This window comes from Pseudomonas atacamensis (assembly GCF_017167965.1).
Classification (GTDB): Bacteria; Pseudomonadota; Gammaproteobacteria; order Pseudomonadales; family Pseudomonadaceae; genus Aquipseudomonas; species Aquipseudomonas atacamensis.
Genome location: NZ_CP070503.1, coordinates 1,737,329 through 1,758,715, shown reverse-complemented (window position 1 = coordinate 1,758,715; position 21,387 = coordinate 1,737,329). Strand labels below are relative to the sequence as shown.

Annotated in this window: 18 protein-coding genes, 4 tRNA genes and 1 pseudogene; 8 read left to right on the top strand and 15 right to left on the bottom strand. The window is 60.1% G+C overall.

Annotation, left to right across the window (positions count from 1 at the left end; translation table 11 throughout):
* Positions 1-22 precede the first annotated feature (22 nt).
* The 4 genes from lpxK to JWU58_RS08040 all read right to left on the bottom strand — a co-directional run bounded on the left by lpxK (position 23) and on the right by JWU58_RS08040 (position 4,429).
* A complete protein-coding gene (lpxK, locus tag JWU58_RS08055) occupies positions 23-1,033 on the bottom strand; it encodes a tetraacyldisaccharide 4'-kinase (RefSeq protein ID WP_016771005.1) in 1,011 nt (336 codons plus the stop codon).
* Complete coding sequence (locus JWU58_RS08050) at positions 1,033-1,461, bottom strand: ExbD/TolR family protein (RefSeq protein WP_016771006.1); 429 nt, start codon at positions 1,459-1,461, stop codon at positions 1,033-1,035. The genes lpxK and JWU58_RS08050 overlap by 1 nt, the downstream gene beginning before the upstream one ends.
* Positions 1,458-2,093, bottom strand: a complete 636-nt coding sequence (locus JWU58_RS08045; protein WP_016771007.1) for a MotA/TolQ/ExbB proton channel family protein — start codon at positions 2,091-2,093, stop codon at positions 1,458-1,460. The genes JWU58_RS08050 and JWU58_RS08045 overlap by 4 nt, the downstream gene beginning before the upstream one ends.
* Positions 2,094-2,194: 101 nt before the next feature.
* The gene (locus JWU58_RS08040; RefSeq protein WP_206421731.1) at positions 2,195-4,429 is read right to left on the bottom strand and encodes a DNA internalization-related competence protein ComEC/Rec2; all 2,235 of its coding nucleotides are present in this window, start codon (positions 4,427-4,429) and stop codon (positions 2,195-2,197) included.
* Between the two features lie 136 nt (positions 4,430-4,565).
* Here JWU58_RS08040 and JWU58_RS08035 point away from each other — a divergent pair, with 136 nt between their 5' ends.
* Positions 4,566-5,084, top strand: coding sequence for a DUF2062 domain-containing protein (locus JWU58_RS08035; RefSeq protein ID WP_016770668.1), 519 nt, complete (start codon positions 4,566-4,568; stop codon positions 5,082-5,084).
* Between the two features lie 151 nt (positions 5,085-5,235).
* On the opposite strand, the gene JWU58_RS08030 is transcribed toward JWU58_RS08035, so the two are convergent.
* The 4 genes from JWU58_RS08030 to JWU58_RS08015 all read right to left on the bottom strand — a co-directional run bounded on the left by JWU58_RS08030 (position 5,236) and on the right by JWU58_RS08015 (position 8,403).
* Positions 5,236-6,015, bottom strand: a complete 780-nt coding sequence (locus JWU58_RS08030; RefSeq protein WP_056788203.1) for an ABC transporter permease — start codon at positions 6,013-6,015, stop codon at positions 5,236-5,238.
* Entirely contained in the window at positions 6,012-6,944 is a 933-nt protein-coding gene (locus tag JWU58_RS08025; RefSeq protein ID WP_016771010.1) for an ABC transporter ATP-binding protein, read from the bottom strand. Before JWU58_RS08025 ends, JWU58_RS08030 begins: the two co-directional genes overlap by 4 nt.
* A 132-nt stretch (positions 6,945-7,076) precedes the next feature.
* Entirely contained in the window at positions 7,077-7,700 is a 624-nt protein-coding gene (locus tag JWU58_RS08020) for a glutathione S-transferase family protein (RefSeq protein ID WP_123443610.1), read from the bottom strand.
* A gap of 43 nt (positions 7,701-7,743) precedes the next feature.
* Positions 7,744-8,403 carry a transglutaminase-like domain-containing protein gene (locus JWU58_RS08015; protein WP_206421730.1) on the bottom strand — a complete coding sequence of 220 codons (660 nt, stop codon included), beginning with the start codon at positions 8,401-8,403 and terminating at the stop codon, positions 7,744-7,746.
* A gap of 247 nt (positions 8,404-8,650) precedes the next feature.
* On the opposite strand from JWU58_RS08015, the gene JWU58_RS08010 reads away from it, so the two are divergent.
* Positions 8,651-11,098 carry an acyl-CoA dehydrogenase gene (locus tag JWU58_RS08010; RefSeq protein ID WP_125917268.1) on the top strand — a complete coding sequence of 816 codons (2,448 nt, stop codon included), beginning with the start codon at positions 8,651-8,653 and terminating at the stop codon, positions 11,096-11,098.
* A gap of 73 nt (positions 11,099-11,171) precedes the next feature.
* Entirely contained in the window at positions 11,172-11,579 is a 408-nt protein-coding gene (locus JWU58_RS08005; protein ID WP_016771014.1) for a PA2817 family protein, read from the top strand.
* A 647-nt stretch (positions 11,580-12,226) separates the two neighbouring features.
* On the opposite strand, the gene JWU58_RS08000 is transcribed toward JWU58_RS08005, so the two are convergent.
* Entirely contained in the window at positions 12,227-13,225 is a 999-nt protein-coding gene (locus JWU58_RS08000) for a LysR family transcriptional regulator (protein ID WP_206421729.1), read from the bottom strand.
* 89 nt (positions 13,226-13,314) lie between these two features.
* Between JWU58_RS08000 and JWU58_RS07995 the strand changes: the two genes are divergently transcribed.
* From JWU58_RS07995 to JWU58_RS07980, 4 genes are all read left to right on the top strand, one after another.
* A complete protein-coding gene (locus JWU58_RS07995) occupies positions 13,315-13,941 on the top strand; it encodes an alanyl-tRNA editing protein (protein ID WP_123443614.1) in 627 nt (208 codons plus the stop codon).
* 90 nt (positions 13,942-14,031) lie between these two features.
* On the top strand, positions 14,032-14,802 hold the full coding sequence (locus JWU58_RS07990; protein WP_122700212.1) for a 2OG-Fe(II) oxygenase: 771 nt from the start codon (positions 14,032-14,034) through the stop codon (positions 14,800-14,802).
* Position 14,803: 1 nt separating this feature from the next.
* A complete protein-coding gene (locus tag JWU58_RS07985) occupies positions 14,804-15,442 on the top strand; it encodes a LysE family translocator (RefSeq protein WP_016773667.1) in 639 nt (212 codons plus the stop codon).
* Between the two features lie 187 nt (positions 15,443-15,629).
* Positions 15,630-17,369 (top strand): dipeptidase, encoded by a 1,740-nt coding sequence (locus tag JWU58_RS07980; RefSeq protein WP_206421728.1) that lies wholly within the window; start codon positions 15,630-15,632, stop codon positions 17,367-17,369.
* 136 nt (positions 17,370-17,505) lie between these two features.
* Here the strand turns inward: JWU58_RS07980 and JWU58_RS07975 are convergent.
* From JWU58_RS07975 to JWU58_RS07960, 4 genes are all read right to left on the bottom strand, one after another.
* Positions 17,506-17,581 (bottom strand) — tRNA-Gly (locus JWU58_RS07975).
* A 3-nt stretch (positions 17,582-17,584) separates the two neighbouring features.
* Positions 17,585-17,660 (bottom strand) — tRNA-Glu (locus tag JWU58_RS07970).
* A gap of 104 nt (positions 17,661-17,764) precedes the next feature.
* Positions 17,765-17,840, bottom strand: a tRNA-Gly gene (locus tag JWU58_RS07965).
* Between the two features lie 2 nt (positions 17,841-17,842).
* Positions 17,843-17,918: transfer RNA gene (locus tag JWU58_RS07960), tRNA-Glu, on the bottom strand.
* Positions 17,919-18,301: 383 nt separating this feature from the next.
* On the opposite strand from JWU58_RS07960, the gene JWU58_RS07955 reads away from it, so the two are divergent.
* Positions 18,302-19,060 carry a hypothetical protein gene (locus JWU58_RS07955; protein ID WP_051600528.1) on the top strand — a complete coding sequence of 253 codons (759 nt, stop codon included), beginning with the start codon at positions 18,302-18,304 and terminating at the stop codon, positions 19,058-19,060.
* A 254-nt stretch (positions 19,061-19,314) separates the two neighbouring features.
* Here the strand turns inward: JWU58_RS07955 and JWU58_RS27520 are convergent, their stop codons facing one another.
* Both JWU58_RS27520 and JWU58_RS27515 read right to left on the bottom strand, forming a co-directional pair.
* A complete protein-coding gene (locus JWU58_RS27520) occupies positions 19,315-20,178 on the bottom strand; it encodes a methyl-accepting chemotaxis protein (RefSeq protein ID WP_371699606.1) in 864 nt (287 codons plus the stop codon).
* Positions 20,176-20,400 (bottom strand): annotated as a pseudogene (locus JWU58_RS27515) (HAMP domain-containing protein); the annotation flags it as partial. The pseudogene JWU58_RS27515 and the gene JWU58_RS27520, both read right to left, overlap by 3 nt.
* Positions 20,401-21,387 lie beyond the last annotated feature (987 nt).

Below are 21,387 nucleotides of genomic sequence, written 5' to 3'. Positions count from 1 at the left end.
AACATTCCCAGAAATAAAAGAGTTAAGGCAGCAGACGATCCGGCAACAGGCGCATCAGCTGAGTGTCGAACCAGGCCACGAAGGCTGGCGACGGCACGGCATCGACCGCCAGATACCACCAGTCGGCAGCAGCAAAGGCACGGCACTTCACCGCGTCCTTTTCGGTCATCACCAACGGCAATGACGGGGTGAAATTCAACGCCTGCACGCTGTACTCGGCGTGGTCGGCAAATGCATGGGCGATCGGCCGCCAGTCTAGCGCTTCGAGGGTATTGAAGAAACGTTGCGGGTTGCCGATCCCGGCCACCGCATGCAGCGCTTGCCCGGGCGGGAAATGCTCCAGCGACTGACGTTCGCCGCTGCGCAGATTGACCAGCGCGGTGGGTTGCAGGCGGAAGGCGAAACCATCGTCGCGATCATCAAGGGCACCGTTGAACAGCACGCCATCGACGCTTTGCAGGCGCTCGACCGGCTCCCGCAACGGCCCGGCCGGCAGACAGCGCTGGTTGCCCAAGCCCCGTGCGGCATCGATCAGCACCAGTTCCAGATCCCGCGCGAGGCGATAATGCTGCATGCCGTCGTCAGACAGAATCAGGTCCAGTGGCTCACTGGCAATCAAGGCTTTGACGGCGGCGCTGCGATCAGGGTCGATCATCAGCGGCACGCCGGTGCGCTGGACGATCAGCAACGGCTCGTCACCGGCAATCTCGGCGCTGTGCTCGGCCTCAACCCGCCACGGCAGTTGCGGCGGTTTGGCGCCGTAACCGCGACTGACCACGCCGACGCGCAGTCCACGGCGTCGGCAATGTTCGATCAGCCAGAGAATCATCGGCGTCTTGCCGGTACCGCCAACGGTGATATTGCCGACCACGATCAACGGCACGGGCGATTGGTAGATCTCGCCTTGACCATCGAGAAAGCGCTGACGCTTGTTGATCACCACACGGCGATACAGCATTTCCAGTGGCCGCAGCAGCGTCAGGGCCGGATGCCCCTGATACCACGCGGCGAGCAGGCGATCGGACATGCTCATCAGGATTTCGGCGCCGCCTCGACCGTGGTCATGCGCAGATGGCTGAAACCGAGCTTGCCGGCCGCGTCCATGGCGGTGATCACTGATTGATGCTGGGCCTTGCCATCGGCACTGATCGACAACGGCATGTTGGTGTCGCCGTTGGATTCTTTCTGCATGGCTTCCATCAGCGTCGCCAGATCATTCTTCGGCAGAATCTTGTTGTTCACCGAGAACACGCCTTCGGCACTGATCGCGACGTCCAGCTGTTTGACCTGCTGATCTTCGGCAGGCGAACCGCTGACCGCTTCCGGCAGATCCACGCGCAACTGGGTTTCCCGAGTGAAAGTGGTAGTGACCACGAAAAACAGCAGCAGAATGAACACCACGTCAATCAGCGACGCGAGGTTGATGTCTACGGTTTCCCGGGGCTTGCGACGGAATTTCACGCTTTGCCCTCGGCCAGATCGACATCACGGTCGCCCTGCACCACTTCCACCAGTTTGATCGCTTCCTGCTCCATACCGACCACCAGCTCGTCGATGCGGCGCTGCAAAAACCGGTGGAAGAACACCGCTGGAATCCCGACCATCAGGCCTGCTGCGGTCGTGATCAGCGCTTTGGAAATACCGCCGGCCAGTACCGAAGCATTGGTGGTCATGCCGGAACCGGTGAAGGCACTGAAAATGTCGATCATGCCCAACACGGTGCCGAGCAGGCCGAGCAGCGGCGCCATGGCGGCGATGGTGCCGAGTGCGTTGATGTAGCGTTCGAGTTCATGAATGACCCGCGCGGCGGCCTCTTCGATGCACTCTTTCATGATCTCGCGACCATGCTTGGAATTGGCCAGGCCTGCGGCGAGGATTTCCCCCAGCGGCGAGTTGGCGCGCAATTCCTTGAGTTTTTCCTTGTTGAGCTGCTTGTCCTTGATCCAGACCCAGACCTGACCCAGCAGATGCTCGGGGGTGACGCGACTGGCGCGCAGTGTCCACAGGCGCTCGGCGACGATCGCCATGGCCGCGATGGAACTCAGAATGATCGGCAACATCATCCAGCCGCCGGATTTGACCAATTCCCACACAGTGACAGTCCCCTCGAAAAAGTGCGCCACTTTACCATACCGATCCGCGATTAAGAGTCGCCGCCCCGACGACCGTGAGGTGGCACCCATGCTGGCACCGATCAACGGCCAGCCACCGGCGGATCGCGCCAGAAACGCCGCTGTTGACGCATCGTCCACGGCGGTTTGAAGCTGCCCAGTTGCAGATGAATGGCACCGTGCTCGGCGCTGTCGTAGATGCGCAGACCTTGCTTGCGGTAGCGCGCCAGCACGGTTGGATGCGGATGACCGAAGGAGTTGCCGTGGCCACGGGAGATCAGCACCGCTTCGGGCTGCAAGGCTTTGAGCAGGGCCATCGATGATGAACTGCGGCTGCCGTGATGTGGCGATTGCAGCCACTGCGTCGGCACGGCCAGCGGGCTGTCGAGCAGAACGCGCTCGGCGCGAATGTCGATATCGCCGGTGAGCAGCAGGCGTTCACCGTTGGCCACGATCTGCAATACACAGGAGCGCTGGTTGCTGTCATCGGCCGCCGACCATTGCCAAAGCTGGAACTGCACGCCATCCCACTGCCACTGTTCGCCACTTGCGCAGGCTTCGGCGTTCAGCTCCGGCGGCAGGTTTGGCACATCGCCGCTGACCACGCGGTGCACCTTCAATCCCTGCATTACCGCCCGAGCGCCGCCAGCGTGATCGGCGTCAGCGTGGCTGAGCAGCATCAGGTCGAGCGCTTGCACATTGAGTTTACGTAACGCTGGCAGCACCACCCGCTCGCCGAGATCGAACTCGCCGAAACGCGGGCCGGCGTCATAGAGAAGCGCGTGATGGCGGGTGCGGATGAGGATGGCCAGGCCCTGGCCAACATCGAGTTGCCAGACATCGGCCCGCCCTTCTTCTATTCGCTCTTGAGGCGGCAATGCCAGGAGCAACAGCAGCGGCCAGCCCAATGGACGCATTGGCACGCCACGGGGCAACAGCAATAAAATCGCGCCCAGGCTGCCCAGGATCAACGCCCAGAGTGGAATGGCGGCAGGTATCCACGCCGGCCAGTGCCAGGCAATCAGCGCCAGCCCGATAAACAGCCAGTCGATCAAACCACCGGCCAGCCACAACAGCCCTTCGCCAACATAAGGCACGGGCAGCAATAGCGTGCCGAGCAATGCCGGCGGCAGCACCACGAGGCTGACCCACGGAACGGCCAGCAGATTGGCTACAGGCCCGCTGACGCTGATCGGCAAGCTCAGCGCCAGCAACACCGGACACAAGCCGATTGCGATCAGCCACTGCGCGCGGGTCCAGGTCTGCCACCAGCGCCAGGCCCCCAGCCGCCCGCCGAAAGTGAAGATCAACACTGCCACCGCCGCGAAGGACAGCCAGAAGCCGGGACGCAAACTGGCCAGTGGATCAAACAGCAGCACGCCATTGAACGCCAGCAATAACGGCCACCACGCACCAAGATGGCGAAAACGCAGGCGCCACAGCAGCACCAGCGCCACCATCACGCAGGCGCGCTGCACTGGCACATCGAAACCGGCGAGCAGGCCGTAACCCAGCGCCGCCGTGAAGGCCAGGCCGCACGCCCACGGCAACCATGGCCAGCGCAACGGCCAGATTCCGAAACGCGCCAGCCCGGCGACCAGCAGATACATCACTGCGGCGAGCAAGCCGATGTGCTGGCCGGAGATCACCAGCAAATGCACGGTGCCGGTGTCTTGCAGCACCTGCCAATCCTCGCGACTGAGGCCTGAACCGTCACCAAGCACCAGCGCCGCCAGCGCGCCCTCTCGTCCTTGTGCATCGGCCGCCAGCAGGCGCTGGCGAACGCCGTCGCGCCATGCATACCGGGCCTCAGCCAGGCGCTGGCCATCCTTGATCGTGCCGGTCGCCCCGATCCGTTGCGCCAGCAGCCAGGCCTCGTAATCGAAGGCGTCCGGGTTGAGCAAGCCACCCGGGCGCTTCAATTTCACCGCCAGACGCCAACGCTCACCACTATTCACCGCCGGCCCGGCGTACCAGGCCAGGCGCAGCAGCGACGGCAGCTTTTCGTGGCGTGAACGCGCATCAGCCAACTCGAAACGCACCACGCCATCGTTGTGTTGCGGCAAGCCGACCACACGCCCTTCAAGCCAACGGGTTTCGCCGTCCAAACTCGGTGGCAAGCGGTCATTCAGCGCCCACTGCGCGCCAACGCAGGCCCAGGTAAAGCCAAACAGCAAACATGCCAATGGATAGCTGCGAAACGGCAGCAGCATCAGCGCCACCACTGGCAGCACTACCAGCAAGCCGACCGGCGGCAAGGCCGGCAAAAAAACCGGGGCCAGCAGACCGACTGCCAGCGCCATCATCCCTGTGCGCATATGCCCGTCCTTGAGAGTCCCCTCCTTAGGCATAGCGGGTGTGCGGCACCACCGTCGTCAACAATTGTCACAAAGTCTGAATGGGCGGTTCGTAGAATCCAGACATACTTGCCGCCTTAACCGACCGAGAAGCCTTATGCCCCGGCGCTTATTCAAACGTTACATGCCCGACCCGACGAGCATCAGGGAACACAAATCCTTACGCTTTCTCGGCACGTTGCTGCATGACCCGAACCTCTGGCATCTCAACCGCCACTCGGTCGCCCGGGCGATGGCGGTCGGCCTGTTTGCGGCATTCCTGCCGATACCCGCGCAGATGCTGGTCGCGGCGGCATTGGCGGTGATGGTGCGCGGCAATATGCCGATCGCGGTGAGTCTGGTCTGGCTGACCAATCCGATCACCATGCCGGCGGTGTTCTTCTGCACTTATCAGGCCGGGGCGTTCCTGATGGATGTGCCGGCGCGGCATCTGCCGGACGAGCTGACCTGGGAATGGATCAGCGGTGAGCTGTCGACATTGTGGCAGCCGTTTTTGTTGGGCTCGGTGGTTGTCGGTCTGGTGCTGGGCGTTCTCGCGTACTTTCTGGTGATGCTGTACTGGCGCTGGTGGGTGGCGCGGCAATGGCGGCGGCGCAAGAAAAGCCGGCAGAAATGAATGCAAAACGGCCTCCGCGATGGGAGGCCGTTTTTTGTTGTCGGACGTCGACTGTAGGAGCTGCCGAAGGCTGCGATCTTTTGATGTTGCTTCAAAAGATCAAGATCAAAAGATCGCAGCCTTCGGCAGCTCCTACACGATATCGCGTGCTTCAGGTACGCATCCCGCGTCCACTTACGAGCAACCGCGCGCAGCCGAGATACAGCACCACGGTCGCCACCAGCATGAAGGTGATGGCGATGCCGATACGGATATCCGAGACACCAAGGATGCCGTAGCGGAACGCGTTGACCATGTGCAGCACCGGGTTGGCCAGCGACACGGTCTGCCAGAACGGTGGCAGCAAAGTGATCGAGTAGAACACGCCGCCCAGGTAAGTCAGCGGGGTCAGCACAAAGGTCGGAATGATCGAAATATCATCGAAGTTGCGCGCAAACACCGCGTTGATGAAGCCCAGCAGCGAGAAGATTGTCGCGGTCAGCACTACCACCAGAATGGTCACACCGAGGTGATGCACCTGCAGATGGGTGAAGAACAGCGACAGGATCGTCACGATCAGACCCACCGCCAGACCGCGCAATACGCCACCAATGGTGAAGCCGATCAGGATGGTGTGCGGTGACACCGGCGAGACCATCAACTCTTCGATCGAGCGCTGGAACTTGCTGCCGAAGAAGCTCGAGACCACGTTGCCGTAGGAGTTGGTGATCACCGACATCATGATCAGCCCCGGCACGATGTACTCCATGTAAGTGAAGCCACCCATGTCGCCGATCTGCCGGCCGATCAGGTTGCCGAAGATCACGAAGTACAGAACCATGGTGATCGCCGGCGGCAGCAGCGTCTGCGGCCATATCCGCATGAAGCGTTTGACCTCGCGGTAGACAATGGTTTGCAGGGCGACGAGGTTGGGACCGAACTCGGAACTCATACCGCCACCTTCGACAGATTTTTCTCCACCAGGGACACGAACAACTCCTCGAGGCGATTGGTTTTGTTACGCAGGCTCAGCACTTCGATGTTCTGCTGCGCCAACTGGGTGAACAACGCCGTGATGCCCATGGATTTGTCGACCTGCACCTCCAGGGTGTGGCCGTCGAGCAATCGGGCCGGGTAGCCGAGCAATTGCGGCGCCGCGCTCAAGTCGTTCTTCAGGTCAAGCAAAAAGGTCTCCACATGCAACTGGCCCAGCAACTGTTTCATGCTGGTGTTTTCGACGATGGTGCCGTGGTCGATGATGCCGATGTTGCGGCACAGCTGCTCGGCCTCTTCCAGATAATGCGTGGTCAAAATGATGGTGATGCCTTTCTGGTTCAGTTCGGTGAGGAAGGTCCACATCGAACGGCGCAGTTCGATATCGACGCCCGCAGTCGGCTCATCGAGGATCAGCAGACGCGGTTCATGCACCAGCGCACGGGCAATCATCAGACGCCGTTTCATGCCGCCGGACAGCGAACGCGACGGCACATCGCGCTTGTCCCACAGGCCGAGCTGGGTCAGGTACTGCTCGGCGCGTTCCTTGGCGACTTTCGCCGGAATGCCGTAGTAACCGGCCTGGGTCACGACGATGTCGAAGGTCTTTTCGAACTGGTTGAAGTTGAATTCCTGCGGCACCACGCCGATCGAGCGCTTGAGCGCCGCCGGGTTCTTGTCCAGGTCATTGCCGAAAATATTCACGGTGCCGCTGGTCTTGTTGACCAGGGTCGAGAGGATGCCGATGGTGGTGGATTTGCCGGCACCGTTAGGGCCGAGCAAGGCGAAAAAGTCACCTTCGGCGACGTCCAGATCGATACCACTCAAGGCCTGGAACCCGTTGCCGTAGGTTTTGGTTAGCTGCCGGATGGACAGAGCGGAACTCATATCGGATTTACGCACCAAGAAGGAAGGAAAGAAGTAAATAAGGGCGGCGGCGAGGGAAACAACCGCGGCGCAAGTTCGCAATGGTGCTTGCCGCCGCCGCACAAGTACAGTCAAGTGTGTCGATAGTAATTATCAAGTCAACGCGGTCATGACCGCCTTCTGATAGGCCGCACGCTGCTTCAAACGTTCATACCAAGCTTGCAGATGCGGTTGCGGAGCGCGCTCGATGGGCATTTCGAACCAGGCATAAATGAAACTGCCCAGCGGGATGTCGCCCATCCCGATGTCATTGCCGGAGAGATAAGGCTGGCTGATCAAGGCATGGTCGGCCATGTTCAGCAATTCATCGCATTCCTTGATCGCGGCGTTGATCGCCTTCCAGTCCTGCTTTTCGGCAGGCGTACGCAGCACACCCCAGAACACCGTGCGAAACGGTCCGGCGAAACTGGAAGTGGTCCAGTCCATCCACTTGTCCGCTGCGGCGCGGGCTTGCGCATCCGCCGGATACCAGGCGCTGTCCGGGGCGTGTTTGGCCAGCAGATAGCGCACGATGGCGTTGGATTCCCACAGCACGAACCCGTCATCCTCGATCACCGGCACCCGGCCATTGGGGTTCATCGCGCGGTACTCGGGCGTGTCGACCACACCGAACGCGCCGCCGGCATCGATGGCCTCGTACGCCAGGCCCAGCTCTTCGGCAGCCCACAAGGGCTTTCTGACGTTCGATGAATTTTTCCGTCCCCAGATCTTCAGCATGACCGCCTCTTTGCAAGTGAGTGGACGGCCAGCATACGCCGGATCAGGTGCGACTCAAATCAGTCTGCATGTCGCCCAACAGCATCGGCAGTTGCTCACTGAACAGATGCGGATAGCACTTTTGCAGGTGCTCGAAGAAGAAGGTTTCCGGCACATCGGTGAATTGGCCGTGATCGAGCAGATACTCCATCAACTGCGCGCCGTCACGGTTGAACGGGTGGAAAACGCTGTCATTGATGCCGTCGAATTCCAGCGCTGCGACGTTGAACAACTCGCACAGTTGCTGGTTGAACGCTGGCGTCGCCTTGACCCAGCGGCCGTCGAGAAACAGCTCGGTGTAGCCATGCATGGCGAACACATCGCTTTTCAGCAACTCGAGCAGACGTGGCGTCGACAGATGATTGCGCACATCGGCCAGACCGATGCGCGCCGGGATCCCGCAATGCCGCGCACAACCGGCGAGCAACGTGGCTTTCGGCACGCAATAACTCTCCCCTGCTGCGAGTGCGTAACTGCCGCGCAGGGTTTGCGGATCACGGCTGAAGGTGTACGGGTTGTAGCGCACCGCCTCGCGCACGGCGTAATACAGACTGATCGCCTGCTCACGCGGATCATTACTGGCACCGCGGTGCTGCTCGGCGAACTCCACCACCGCCGGGTGGTCACTATCGATGAAGCGGCCGGGGCTCAGATATTCGTGCATGGCGGCAATCTCCTGGATGAGTCACGAGTCTAGCGACAGCTTGAGCACAGAGATAACGACGTTTCGGCCAAACCTGAAAGCAAAGCTGCGCAGCAACGAACGATTTCCCACACGTGTTGCCCACCGAACCTACGAAAACCATCCGGGGTTTCCCACGATTTCAATCACCATGCTCTGACCACCCTTATTTGCAGATGCCGTCTAAGCTCTGGAGGGTCGATTTGCCTTGGTTCACGGAGGACTGAATATGCTGTTGTTGTGGATACTGGTTTTGATCGTCGGCGTGGCGTATCTCGCCCATCGACGCATCGCCCCGCTGCCCGCGTTGGGCATCGTTGCGGCCTATCTGGTCGCCATGGGGATTTTCAGTCACGCGCCGGGCTGGCTGCTGTTTGTCTTCTGGGTCCTGTTGGCGGTAGTGGCCGCGCCATTGTTGCTGCCTGACCTGCGTCGCAAACACTTCACCGCGCCGCTGTTCAACTGGTTCCAGAAAACCCTGCCACCGATGTCGCAGACCGAACGCGACGCGATCGATGCCGGCACCGTATGGTGGGACGGCGAGCTGTTCAGCGGCCGTCCGGACTGGGACAAACTGCTGTCCTATCCCAAGGTGCAACTGACTGAAGAAGAACAGGCTTTCATCGATGGCCCGACCGAAGAACTCTGCGCGATGGTCAGCGACTGGCAGATCGGCCAGTCCATGGACCTGCCGCCCGAGGCCTGGACGCACATCAAGGAACATGGCTTTTTCGCCCTGATCATTCCCAAGGAATACGGCGGCAAAGGCTTCTCGGCCTACGCTCACTCACAAGTGGCAATGAAACTCGCCACTCGCAGCGGCGACCTCGCCTCCACCGTGATGGTCCCGAACTCCCTCGGCCCGGCCGAACTATTGCTGCATTACGGCACCGACGAACAACGCAATCACTACCTGCCGCGGCTGGCCCGTGGCGACGATATTCCGTGCTTCGCCCTCACCGGCCCGCTGGCCGGTTCCGACGCAGGCGCGATGCCCGACACCGGGATCATCTGCAAAGGCCAGTGGGAAGGTGAAGAAGTGATCGGTCTGCGCCTGAACTGGGAAAAGCGCTACATCACCCTCGGCCCGGTCGCTACCCTGCTTGGCCTGGCATTCAAGGCTTATGACCCGGATCACCTGCTCGGTGAAGAGGAAGACCTCGGCATCAGCCTGGCGCTGATCCCGACCGATACCGCAGGTGTGGAAATCGGTCGTCGTCACCTGCCGCTGGGCGCCGCGTTCATGAACGGCCCGAACTCCGGCAAGGACGTGTTCATTCCGCTGGACTACCTCATCGGTGGTCAGGAAATGCTCGGCAAAGGCTGGATGATGCTGATGAACTGCCTGTCGGTCGGGCGTTCGATCTCGCTGCCAGCCGTGGGCACCGGCGCGGCCAAGTTCACCAGTCTCGTCACTGGTCAGTACGCGCAGATTCGCGAGCAATTCAACGTACCGCTGTCCGCGTTCGAAGGCATCCAGGAAGCCATGGCGCGCATCGGCGGTAACGCGTGGATGATGGACGCCGCCCGCATGCTCACCGCCAACGCGGTGGACCTGGGGGAAAAACCTTCGGTGCTGTCGGCGATCCTCAAATACCACCTCACCGAACGCGGCCGCGAATGCATCAGCCACGCCATGGATGTGCATGGTGGTAAAGCGATCATCATGGGGCCGAACAACTACCTGGGCCGCAGCTGGAACGGCGCGCCGATCTTCATCACCGTCGAAGGCGCGAACATCCTGTCGCGCAACCTGATGATCTTCGGTCAGGGCGCGATCCGCTGCCATCCATTCGTACTCAAGGAAATGGCCCTCGCCGGTCGCCAGGATAAAGACCAGGCGCTCAAGGAATTCGACGGCCTGCTGCTCAAGCACATCGGTTTTGCCGTCAGCAATGCCGCCAGCACACTGGTGCTGAACCTCGGCCTTGGTCACTTCGAACATGCGCCGGGCGACAGGATCAGTCAGGGCTACTTCCGCGCGCTGAACCGTCAGGCCGCCGCATTCGCCATGCTCGCCGACTTCAGCATGATGCTCTTGGGCGGCGAACTGAAACGCCGCGAACGTCTGTCGGCTCGCCTTGGCGATGTACTGAGCAACCTGTATCTGGCCTCCGCCGCGCTCAAGCGTTATCACGACCTGGATTCGCCGGCGTACATGGAGCCGCTGTTCCGCTGGGCCATGGAAGAAAGCCTCGGCCAGTCGGAGCGTGCGCTGGATGAACTGCTGAGCAACTTCCCGAACAAAGTCTTCGGCTGCCTGCTGCGGGTCATCGTCTTCCCGTTCGGTCGCCGTCACAAAGGCCCATCGGACAAACTCGGCGCCGAAGTCGCTGCGGTCATCGGTCGCGCCAAAGGCGATCCGGCGCTGGAAGAACTGCTCGCCGGCTGCTACCGCCCGCAATCGGCGGACGATGCCGTGGGCGCCCTGCAACACGCCAGTGACCTGCTTAACGCCGCGCAACCGCTGCACAAGAAACTGCACACCGCACTGAAGAGCGGCCAGGTCAAACCGGCAGCCGGCGAACACGCCATCGATGCCGCACTGGAAGCCGGCGTACTGCAAGCCGTCGAAGCACAAAGCCTGCGCGACGCCGAAGCGGCCCGCCGCAAGGTGATCGACGTCGATGATTTCGCCAAAGAAGAACTGACCCAGGCAGAGGGCAAAGTCCGCTGATCCCGGTTTATGTGAAAAAACGGCGCGAGGGCTTTATACTCCCGCGCCCGTTTTGCTCTTGAGGACTTATCTCGTGTCCAACGTCGTTGCCGATCATCTCGTGTTGCTCGACCACCTGCGCATTATCCTGGTCGCCGTAGGTGAGGCCGAACAAGTGCCCGAAGAAAGCCATGCCCTGTTCCTCGAGCGCTTCGACGAACTGCTGGCCTCCCTGCCGATCGACCCTATCGAAAGCCAATATCTGGGCCAGGACATCCTCACCCAAGTCATCAGCCGCTACCCGCAAATCGCCCACCTGATCCCGCGCGATCTGCTGTGGTTCTTCGCCGGCGACTGCCTGCACTACCTCTCCGACGAAGAAATCGACCTGTACCAGGCCCTCGAAGAACGCCGCTACGAAGCCGAACAGAACGACGAACCGTTTGACTGGAACCAGGAAAAACAACTGCTGGCCATGTCCGCACAGGACAGCAAGCACTGATTTTTCAAACGGTAATGAAAAGGCCCGCACTGGTGATTCCATGCGGGCCTTTTTTTCAAGATCAAAATCCCCTCACCCTAGCCCTCTCCCGGAGGGAGAGGGGACTGACCGAGGTGTTTGGGCGAGTTACGTCGATGTGAAAATCCGAGTTGAACTCAGGATTTGAAAAGCACACAAATCAGCTCCCTCTCCTCGGGGAGAGGGCTGGGGTGAGGGGCGAATTCAACACAGATCCAAAGCAGACCACACGCTTTTCACCACTCAAAACAATGAGCGCAAGCTCGAGTACCGCTTTTGATCTTGATTCACAGGCGACGTCGGAAGGCTGAGTGGAGGGATTGATCCGGGCGTGGGAGCGCAGCGACCGTACGACGCAGTCGTACACAGCGGAAGGAGGTGCAGCGAAGCAAACCGTAGCCGCTGCGCCCGGATCAGTCCCGGAGCGAAGGAACCCGAGCCTGCGAGGGCCGAACGCAGGAGCAAGCCTTTTCGGTTACCTTTTTGCTGGGCCGGCACTCCGGCGTTTGGAAAAGGTGACTCGCCGTAAGGGCGAAACCGCCAGCCGCAACACCCGCAGAAACGGATATTCACCCAAAACCCCAAGAACCTGGTCGGCCCCAAGGCCGCCAAGTCCCACCAAAAAAACCTCAAAGCAACCCCTCACTCTCCGGCAGCTCATACGCCACAGCCAAATTGCCCCCGCCCACCGACTTCCCGGGCCTACCCAACGTCGGCTCCTTCTGCAAACACTCCACCAGATAATCAATAAACACCCGCAACTTCGGCGGCAAATACCGCGTCGGCGAATGCAGCAACCACAACCCGCCATGGTAAGAGGCAAGAAACGTCCAGTCCGGCAACACCTGCACAATCAACTTCTGTTCCAGCGCATAACGCGCCGTGAAATACGGCAGGCTGCCAATGCCGATGTGCTGCAACACCGCCCCCAAGCGCACCCCCGTGTGATTGGCGGCATAACGCCCACGCACGCCGACCGTCACCGCTTTACTGCCCTTCTTGAACTTCCAGCGCGCATCGCTCGGCGTTTCGCCCAGATAAATACAACTGTGGTTGAGCAAATCGTGAGGATGCGTCGGCGTGCCATGTTCGGCCAGGTATTGCGGCGTGGCGCAAAGCAAATGATCGATGGTCAGCAACTGCCGCCCGACCAGACCGGCCGGTGGACGGTCAGTGATGCGAATCGCCAGATCGACATGATCATCGATCAGATCTACCTGACGATCTTCCAGCAGCAACTCCACATCAACCTTGGGATAGCGGCGCAGAAACTCCGGCATGTGCGGATGAATCACAAAGCGCCCCACCGCTTTTGGCACGCTGACCCGCACCAGACCTTCGGCTTCGTGGGTGAACTGGCCGCTGATTTCCATCACCGACCTGGCAGCGCTGACCATTTCCTGGCAACGCTTGAACACCTCCTCACCGCCATCGCTCAAGCGCAGTTTGCGCGTGGTGCGTTGCAGCAAGCGCGTGGCCAACGCCTTTTCCAAGCGGGAAATACTGCGACTGACCGCCGAGGGTGAGGAACCCAGCTGCCGCGCCGCTTCAGAGAAGCTGCCGGTCTCGACAACCTTGACGAAAATCGCCATTTCACCCAGCAGCGGCAACGGAAGATTGATGCTCACGACGCACAAGTCCTTTGATGTTGGAACGGATTATCACGTTATTGCACGATTCATATAATAAAAACAGAACTTCGATCAGGGCATGGAATATGACGCTTCGCCTGTTTTTTCACAGTGACGACCTCAAGGCGAATGTCGAAGTCCTCGACTGCACACCCCACGAGAACGAATTCGCCGTAGTGCTGCGCGCTACCCTGTTTCACCCCCAGGGCGGCGGTCAGCCTTGCGACACCGGCTGGATCGGTGAGAGTCAGGTGTCGCGCGTGGTGCAGGAAGCGGAGCGCATTGTGCATTTCGTCGACCGCCCGCTGCCGCTGGGCATGACCGTCATCCGGATCGATGAAGAACGCCGCCGCTTCAACACGCGCATGCACTCGGCCGGGCACCTGATCGGTCATTTCATTCAGGCCATGGGCTGGATGCCGATCAAGGCGCACCACTGGCCGGACGAAGGCCGGGTGCAATTCAAACCGGGCGATGGCGCAGAAGAAGTCGATGCGCCAACCGTGCAAACCGGTATCGAGCAGTGGATCGAACACGATCTGCCGCGTCTGACTTCACTGCGCGAGGGCGCGCGGGAAATCAGTTTCGGTGAGCTGCCAGCCTATGGCTGCGGTGGCACCCACGTACGCAGCCTGAAGGATCTGGGCACAGTCACGATCGCGTCCCTTTCACAGAAGAAAGGCACGCTGTCCGTCCACTACAGCGTGGATTGAGCATTTCGGACGTTGCCGTCGCGCAGCGTCCGACGCCGGGGAACCGCACTCGCCGGTTCCGTTGACTATCGATAGATGGACCTAAAACAAATGATGCTAGACGTCGAGCGTCTCGATGAGACGTGCATAAAAAAACTGGCCAACGAAGAAGTCCTCGCCATCCGCGTCAAACGCTTTCTCCCCGAGCCGCTGGCGATCGAGATCGGCGACAAGATCCTCGCCCCGGGCTTTGAAGGCTACATCAACGCGCCGAGTATCGGCCGTATCGGCATGGCCTTTTACGAGGCGGAAAACCAGCCGCTGCTGATCGAGGATTACTTCGAACGCGCCACCCGCAACATCGACGAACTGCGCCAGCGCTGCGCGCCCTACTCTTCGCCGATCGACACGTTGCGCTGCATGCTCGACGAATCCTGGCCCGCGGGCGCGCATCTGGAAAATCTCTACGGGCGCAAGATGTATGTCGGCTTGTCGCGCGTGGTCAAACCCGGCGTGTGCTTTCTTGCTCATCACGACATCTTCGCCAAGGACGCCCCGGACAGTTTTCAGGCGCGCAGCCTCGAGGCGCAATTCGCCTGCAACGTCTACCTGAACATGCCCACCGAGGGTGGCGCCTTGCAGATGTGGAACGACCACATCACCCCGGATCAATTCGACGAAATGCGCGGCGACAGTTATGGCATCGAGCCGTCGCTGCTGGGGCCGCCCGCCCTCGAAGTACGACCGCAGCCCGGCGATTTCATCATGTTCAATTCGCGGCGCATGCACTCGGTGACTCCGGGCGTGGCCGATCCGCGTTTGAGCCTGTCGTTCTTTGTCGGCTATCGCGGCAATGCCTCCCCTCTGACTTTCTGGAGCTGACATGCTTTCCAATTACCTGGGCGAGTTCCTCGCATTGGCCACCATCCACTTTCTCGCCGTGGTTGCACCCGGCCCGGACTTCGCCGTGACCATCCGCCAAAGCGTGCGCTTCGGTCGGCTCGTCGGCATCTGCACTGCGCTGGGCATCGGCGCGGGGATTTCCGTGCACGTGCTGTATACCCTGCTCGGCGTCGGCGCCCTGATGCACACCACGCCGTGGCTGCTGACTGTGGCCAAAGTGGTCGGTGGGGCTTACATCCTCTATCTGGGCGTCAGCCTGATCCGCAGCAAACCGAAGAGCAGCGTCGAAGGCGAAAAAACTGCCGATGAGCCGCTGGTTGAACAGTCACTGTTCAAGGCATTCAGCACCGGTTTTCTGACCAACGCGACCAACCCCAAGGCCACGCTGTTTTTCCTGGCCATCTTCACCACGATCATCAGCGCCAGCACACCGCTGCAGATCCAGGCGTTCTATGGCTTGTGGATGTGCTTCGTCAACGCGCTGTGGTTCGTGATCGTCGCGCTGTTTTTCTCCAGCAACAAAGTGCGCCTGCTGTTCATGCGCCTTGGACACTGGTTCGAGCGCAGCATGGGCGTCATCCTCATTCTGTTTGCCGGACGCCTGATGCTGTCGATGTAACTCGCACAAAAAAAGTCCCGGCATCAGTTGCCGGGACTTTTTCATTTGTGCGCCTCTTTTGCGTTTCTGTGCGACAGATCAAGTTTGTGACTCCCTCTTCACCTGCTCATGGTGGTAGGTTGCAAAATGTTTCTGCCGCAAGCGTCAGACATATTTTCCCAATCTCTAGCAAAGGAATGCCTGTTACATGGTCTTTTCCCTGAAAAAACTGGCCGCTGCCACGCTCGTCATGGCCAGCCTCACAGCGTTCACCAGCGCCGCACAAGCCAACATCACTGCCGAGCAAAGTGCAGCGATTCTGAAATCCTTCGGCGGCAAGAATCTGACGGACTTCCGTAGCTTTCTTGGCAGCCTGGCGAAAGGCGACCTGGCCAAGACGGATAAGCTCAACCCGTCCATCAGCGCCTTCCTCGACAACAAGACCCTGAACGCCGAACAGCAGAATGAAATTCACCGTCTGCTGGGCATTTATACCCGCGTGAAATATGGCAAGGCCGCGCTGGAAACCCTGCGCCAACTCGTCGAGATCCCGACCTTCCGCAAGGACGGCGTGGAGCAACACGACAACCCGGAATTCATCAAGATTGCCGGCGAGATCCAGAAACTCGCCGAATCCTTCGGTTTGAAGTTCCGCAATATCGATAACCGTGTCTACGAAATTTCTCTGGACGGCAAAGGCGACGAAGTCGTCGGTATTCACGCGCACGCCGATGTGGTGCCGGTGACGCCGGAAAACTGGGTGCTGAAGGACGGCACCAAACTCGACCCGTTCAAAGTCACGCTGATCGGCGATCGCATGTACGGTCGCGGCACCGAGGATGACAAGAACGCTATCGTCGTGGCGCTGTACGCCATGAAAGTGATCAAGGACGAGAAGCTGCCACTGGCGCGCAACTTCAAGTTGCTGGTCGACACCACCGAAGAAACCAGCGGCGACGCTATTCCTTATTACTTCGAACGCAACCCGACGCCGAACTACAACATGGCGCTGGACGGCGGTTATCCGGTGGTGATCGCCGAAAAAGGTTACGGCACTGTCATGGCCAACTTTGCCAAACGCAAAGGTGAAGGCAACGGCGCGGAAATCATTTCGATGACTGGCGGCAAAGCGACCAACCAGATTCCGTCCGCTTCGGTGGTCGCACTGGTAACCGACAAGCCAGCCGAGCTCGCCGCCAGTCTGCAAAAGGCCGGCGACGCTTATGCCAAGGCCAACGGCGGCGACTTCGAAGTCGCGGCAAAGGTTGATGGCAAAGACGTCAAACTGACCGTGACGGGGGTTTCTGCGCACTCCTCCGAACCAGAATCCGGCGTCAACCCGGTCGCGCGGATGCTGAGCTTCATCAACAGCCTGGACGGCAAAGTCGCGCTCAAGCACAACCAGTTCACCGACGCCGCGCGTTATGCCGATGACAACTGGGGCCTGGACTACCTGGGCAAAAAACTCGGCGTGGACTTCTCCGACTCGTTCATGGGGCCAATGACCACCTCGCCGACCTACGTCGGTGAGGATGACAAAACCTTCAAGCTGGCGGTGAATCTGCGCGTACCGAAGGGCAAGTCTCCGGAAAAGCTCAAGGCTGAGATCGCTGAGAAACTGGACGCCTGGAGCAAGAAGACTCACGTTGCCGTGGCATTCGACTACTCAGTGGCCGAACCGATGTATCGCAACCCCGAAGGTGAATGGGTCAAGGCGCTGCTTGCCGTAGCCAGCGAAAACCTCGGCATGAAGTCGGAATTCGGTACTTCCGCTGGTGCGACGTCGGTTCACGAATTGCCCAACGGCGTGCAATTCGGCCTGGCGCGACCTGAGGCCAAGTACACCGGCCACACCGATGGCGAATTCAAGACCGTCGAGCAGTTCCTGCTGGATCTGCAGATCGTCACGGAAATGATGGGGCGTGTCGGGCAGTTGCCGAAGCTGTAAAGCCCTGCCTGAGCCCGATCATTGATGACCGGGCTCAAATTAAAAAAGGACCTGTGAAAAGGTCCTTTTTTATTGCCGCCACAAAACGCGCACAAACAAAAACGCCGATCATCACTGATCGGCGTTTTTGTGAAATTGGAGCGGGAAACGAGACTCGAACTCGCGACCCCGACCTTGGCAAGGTCGTGCTCTACCAACTGAGCTATTCCCGCAAATGGCGTCCCCTAGGGGACTCGAACCCCTGTTACCGCCGTGAAAGGGCGGTGTCCTAGGCCACTAGACGAAGGGGACACGCTACCCGGAACACATGGTGTGTGTTTCGGTGTCCAGATCCGCATCCGAAGACTTGGTTCTGGTTTCACTCAGCACCGCCCGAAAGCACTGCTGTTTAAAATTGGAGCGGGAAACGAGACTCGAACTCGCGACCCCGACCTTGGCAAGGTCGTGCTCTACCAACTGAGCTATTCCCGCATTGGCGTCCCCTAGGGGACTCGAACCCCTGTTACCGCCGTGAAAGGGCGGTGTCCTAGGCCACTAGACGAAGGGGACACACTACAACATTCACTCCCTGCCGCGTTTCGCTGTGTGCTTTACGCTGCAAGTGGCGCGCATTCTATGGATGGATTGAGGGGTCGTCAACCCCCTGATATAAATTTATTTAAATCAATGACTTCGACCTGGATTACGGGCCGCGTAGGGCTTTTCCGTCGTCCGAAACCTGACGCCTATATTCCGCCACTCGCCAAGACGTTATAGTCACCGCACAGTGATGGCAATCTGCACATCAAGCGCCAGCATTCATCTATACAGCTGGCGGCCGATACAGATTGCAGCAGCCGATCAAACCCGTCGAGCGGCGCTAGGCGCCTAAATGCCCAGCCACTACACTCGCATGCGAATCCTATAAAGAGGTCTTACCGGTGACACCACTCATGATCACCCTGCTAGTCGTAGCCGGGATCGCAATTCTGATCGCCATTGGCTACATGAACCATGTGGTGGAAAACAACAAACTGGAGAAGGCCCGCACCAAAGTCGAACTCAACGACCGCCTGCGCCGCTGCGGCGAACTGACCGAAACCTTCCCCGGCCAGTTCATGACCCCGGCGCTCAAGCTGCTGCTGACCCGCCTGGAACTCAACGTCTGCCAGCGCCTGCTCAATCTGGAAAAAACCAGCGCAACCACCAAGGCCCGCATCACCGAACTCAGCACCCTCGTTGCCCAGGGTGAATCGATCCCGGTGAACAACCCGCCCGCGCCTATCCTGACCGAGGCCAAAGCCAAAGACGTGCGCTTCCTCCTCGAAGCCCTGCACGGCCAGATCACCCGCGCCGCCCACGACGGTTTCCTGCCACCGAACGAAGCCAAACAATGGATTCGCGAAGTGCGCCACATCCTCGTGCTGCTGCACATCGAATTCTTCAACAACCTCGGCCAACAGTCCCTGCAACAAAACCAACCCGGCCAGGCCCGCCTCGCCTTCGAACGCGGCGTGCAATACCTGCGCAAACAGCAGGACCCGCAGATGTATGCCGAGCAACTGCAATACCTGGAAAAACTCCTCGCCCGAGCCAACGCCCAGGTCATGGACAAGATCGCCCCGGTGGAAGGTGAAGAAAACCAACTGACCGTCGGCTTGAAGGATGTCGAAGCCGATGCGGACTGGAAGAAGAAAGTGATTTACGACTAAGGCGCGAATACTGGTAAAGAAGCCACCGTTACAGGTGGCTTTTTTGTGGCCGACTTGAAAGAGGATGTGAATTGAAGATCGCTTTCGCGAACAGGCTCGCCCCCACATTGGGAAGCAGTGTTCTCAGGTAAAAACGGGTCGGCTGTCAGGCCGCCTTCGCTGGCAAGCCAGCTCCCACAGAACAGCAAAAGCAAACCCGGGCCATCCCCACGCGGCGAAGCCGAGAGCCTGGTCGGCCCAGAGGCCGCCAAGGCTCAAAGCCGGAAATGCCCAACCATCGAGCGCAACTCCCCGCCCAACTGCGCCAGCTCAACACTCGAAGCCGCATTCCCGCGCATGGCCACGGAAGAGTGATCCGCACTCGCACGAATCTGCGTAACACTGCGGTTGATCTCCTCCGCCACCGAACTCTGCTCCTCCGCCGCCGCCGCGATCTGCTGATTCATCTGCTGAATCAACGACACCGCCGCGGCAATACTCCCCAGCGCACTTTCGGTCTGCAACGCATCACTGACCGCCAGCTTCACCAGCTCGCCACTGCTGCGAATCTGCTGCACCGACGACTGCGCCGCCGCGCGCAAGGCACTGACCAAGCGCTCGATCTCCTCGGTCGATTGCTGCGTGCGCCGCGCCAGTGCACGCACTTCATCGGCCACCACCGCGAATCCCCTGCCCTGCTCGCCGGCCCGCGCCGCTTCGATCGCCGCGTTCAGCGCCAAGAGATTGGTCTGCTCGGCCACGCTCTTGATCACCTCGAGCACCGTGCCGATATTCTGAATTTCGGCACTGAGGCTCTCGATGCTGGAACTGGCCGAAGTCGCCGAATCCGCCAACTGCTCGATCCGCGCCATGCTTTGGCGCACCACCTGCTGGCCGCTCTCGACCTTGTCATCCGCCGTCTGCGCCGCCAGCGCCGCCTCTTCGGCATTGCGCGCGACGTCATGCACGGTGGCGGTCATCTGGTTCATGGCGGTGGCGACCTGCTCGGTTTCCTCCTTCTGGCTGTTGACCTCCAGATTGGTCTGCTCGGTCACCGCCGACAGCGATTGCGCGGAACCGGCCAAGCGCTCGATGCCGGCCTGCAAGCCGCTGACAATCGTGCCGAGGCCGGCAGCCATCTGCTGCATGGCCAACATCAATTGTCCCATTTCATCGCGGCGCGTCACCTCGACCTTCGCCGTCAGATCACCCGCAGCAATCTGCTGCGCCACACGAATGACACTGCGCAGCGGCGCAACGATCAGGCGCGTGATCACCCACGCGGCAAGTAATCCGACCAACAAGGCCAGCGCCGAAGAGCCAATGATCAACACCGTGTTCTTTTTCAGCTCCGCCTGCATCGAAGCGTCTTCGGCGACGTAGGCCTGATTGACCCGGTCCACCACCTGCGCGGCACGCTGATGCAGTTGGTCATAAACCGTTTTTTCTTGCGCCAGCAACCCGGTGTATTCAGCCAGTTTTTCGTTGAATCCGGCGATATGCCCCGACACTTCGTTGAGCACAGTCAGATAGCCCTCGTCCTTGACCGTGGTTTTCAGCGCCTCGGCCTGCTCCTGCGCTTGCGCGGCCTGCTCGATGTTGCCCTGACCGGCATTGTCGGTATCGCCCTTGCGGCTCTGATCCAGACGCACCCGCGCTTCGTTCATCGCTTGCAGCATCAGTCGCGAGACCTGACTGACCTGATTCGCCTGTTCGATGAACTGGGCGCCGTCCTTGCCCTCGGTGTCTTTCAAGGTGTAGGCACCATCATCGGCCAGCCCGCTCTGCAACACATCGAGGTTATTGGCCACGCTCGACACCGACCAACTGGCCATCTCCAGCGCAAGGTCCTTGGCCTGGCTCAGCGAGACGAATTCATCGAAGGCCTTGCGATAAGCGCCCAGCGCTTGCTCGACATCGCTCATCACCGGCACATTGGCCGGGGAATGTGCCTTGAGCTCGCCGGCAAGAACGATCAGCCCATCGACGCCTTCGCGCAAGGCATCGGCGGTCTTCGGATTGCCGCGCAGGGCGTATTCCTGCTCGAGCAGGCGCACCTTGAGCAGGCCGCTGTTGAGCGCGGACATCTGCTTCAAGCCGTCGAAACGCAGACTGATGGTTTGCAGCGACCAGACGCCGATCGCCGCCACCAACGCAGTCAGCAACAAGACGAGCACAAATCCGATACCCAGTTTTTTCGCCATACCGAGGTTGGCAAAACGTCCTTGCACGGCCGAAATCATTGCGCGTAGTCCCCTGCCAAAGTCTGTTGCCGAAGATTCGCAACGGGCTCGAACCAGCACAAGACTCTGGCGTCGGAATAATGGCAAAAAGCTACGCCCGCGTCG

Bases quoted from the DNA above. Each gene is read 5' to 3' on its own strand.
- JWU58_RS08030 (WP_056788203.1), bottom strand. From the start codon at position 6,015: ATGAGTTCCGAGTTCGGTCCCAACCTCGTCGCCCTGCAAACCATTGTC.
- JWU58_RS07955 (WP_051600528.1), top strand. From the start codon at position 18,302: ATGATCACCCTGCTAGTCGTAGCCGGGATCGCAATTCTGATCGCCATT.
- JWU58_RS08040 (WP_206421731.1), bottom strand. From the start codon at position 4,429: ATGCGCACAGGGATGATGGCGCTGGCAGTCGGTCTGCTGGCCCCGGTT.
- JWU58_RS08035 (WP_016770668.1), top strand. From the start codon at position 4,566: ATGCCCCGGCGCTTATTCAAACGTTACATGCCCGACCCGACGAGCATC.
- JWU58_RS07995 (WP_123443614.1), top strand. From the start codon at position 13,315: ATGACGCTTCGCCTGTTTTTTCACAGTGACGACCTCAAGGCGAATGTC.
- JWU58_RS08015 (WP_206421730.1), bottom strand. From the start codon at position 8,403: ATGCACGAATATCTGAGCCCCGGCCGCTTCATCGATAGTGACCACCCG.
- JWU58_RS08010 (WP_125917268.1), top strand. From the start codon at position 8,651: ATGCTGTTGTTGTGGATACTGGTTTTGATCGTCGGCGTGGCGTATCTC.
- JWU58_RS27520 (WP_371699606.1), bottom strand. From the start codon at position 20,178: ATGGCTGCCGGCCTCGGCACGATTGTCAGCGGCTTGCAGGCCGGCATC.
- JWU58_RS07990 (WP_122700212.1), top strand. From the start codon at position 14,032: ATGATGCTAGACGTCGAGCGTCTCGATGAGACGTGCATAAAAAAACTG.
- lpxK (WP_016771005.1), bottom strand. From the start codon at position 1,033: ATGAGCATGTCCGATCGCCTGCTCGCCGCGTGGTATCAGGGGCATCCG.
- JWU58_RS08025 (WP_016771010.1), bottom strand. From the start codon at position 6,944: ATGAGTTCCGCTCTGTCCATCCGGCAGCTAACCAAAACCTACGGCAAC.
- JWU58_RS07985 (WP_016773667.1), top strand. From the start codon at position 14,804: ATGCTTTCCAATTACCTGGGCGAGTTCCTCGCATTGGCCACCATCCAC.
- JWU58_RS07980 (WP_206421728.1), top strand. From the start codon at position 15,630: ATGGTCTTTTCCCTGAAAAAACTGGCCGCTGCCACGCTCGTCATGGCC.
- JWU58_RS08020 (WP_123443610.1), bottom strand. From the start codon at position 7,700: ATGCTGAAGATCTGGGGACGGAAAAATTCATCGAACGTCAGAAAGCCC.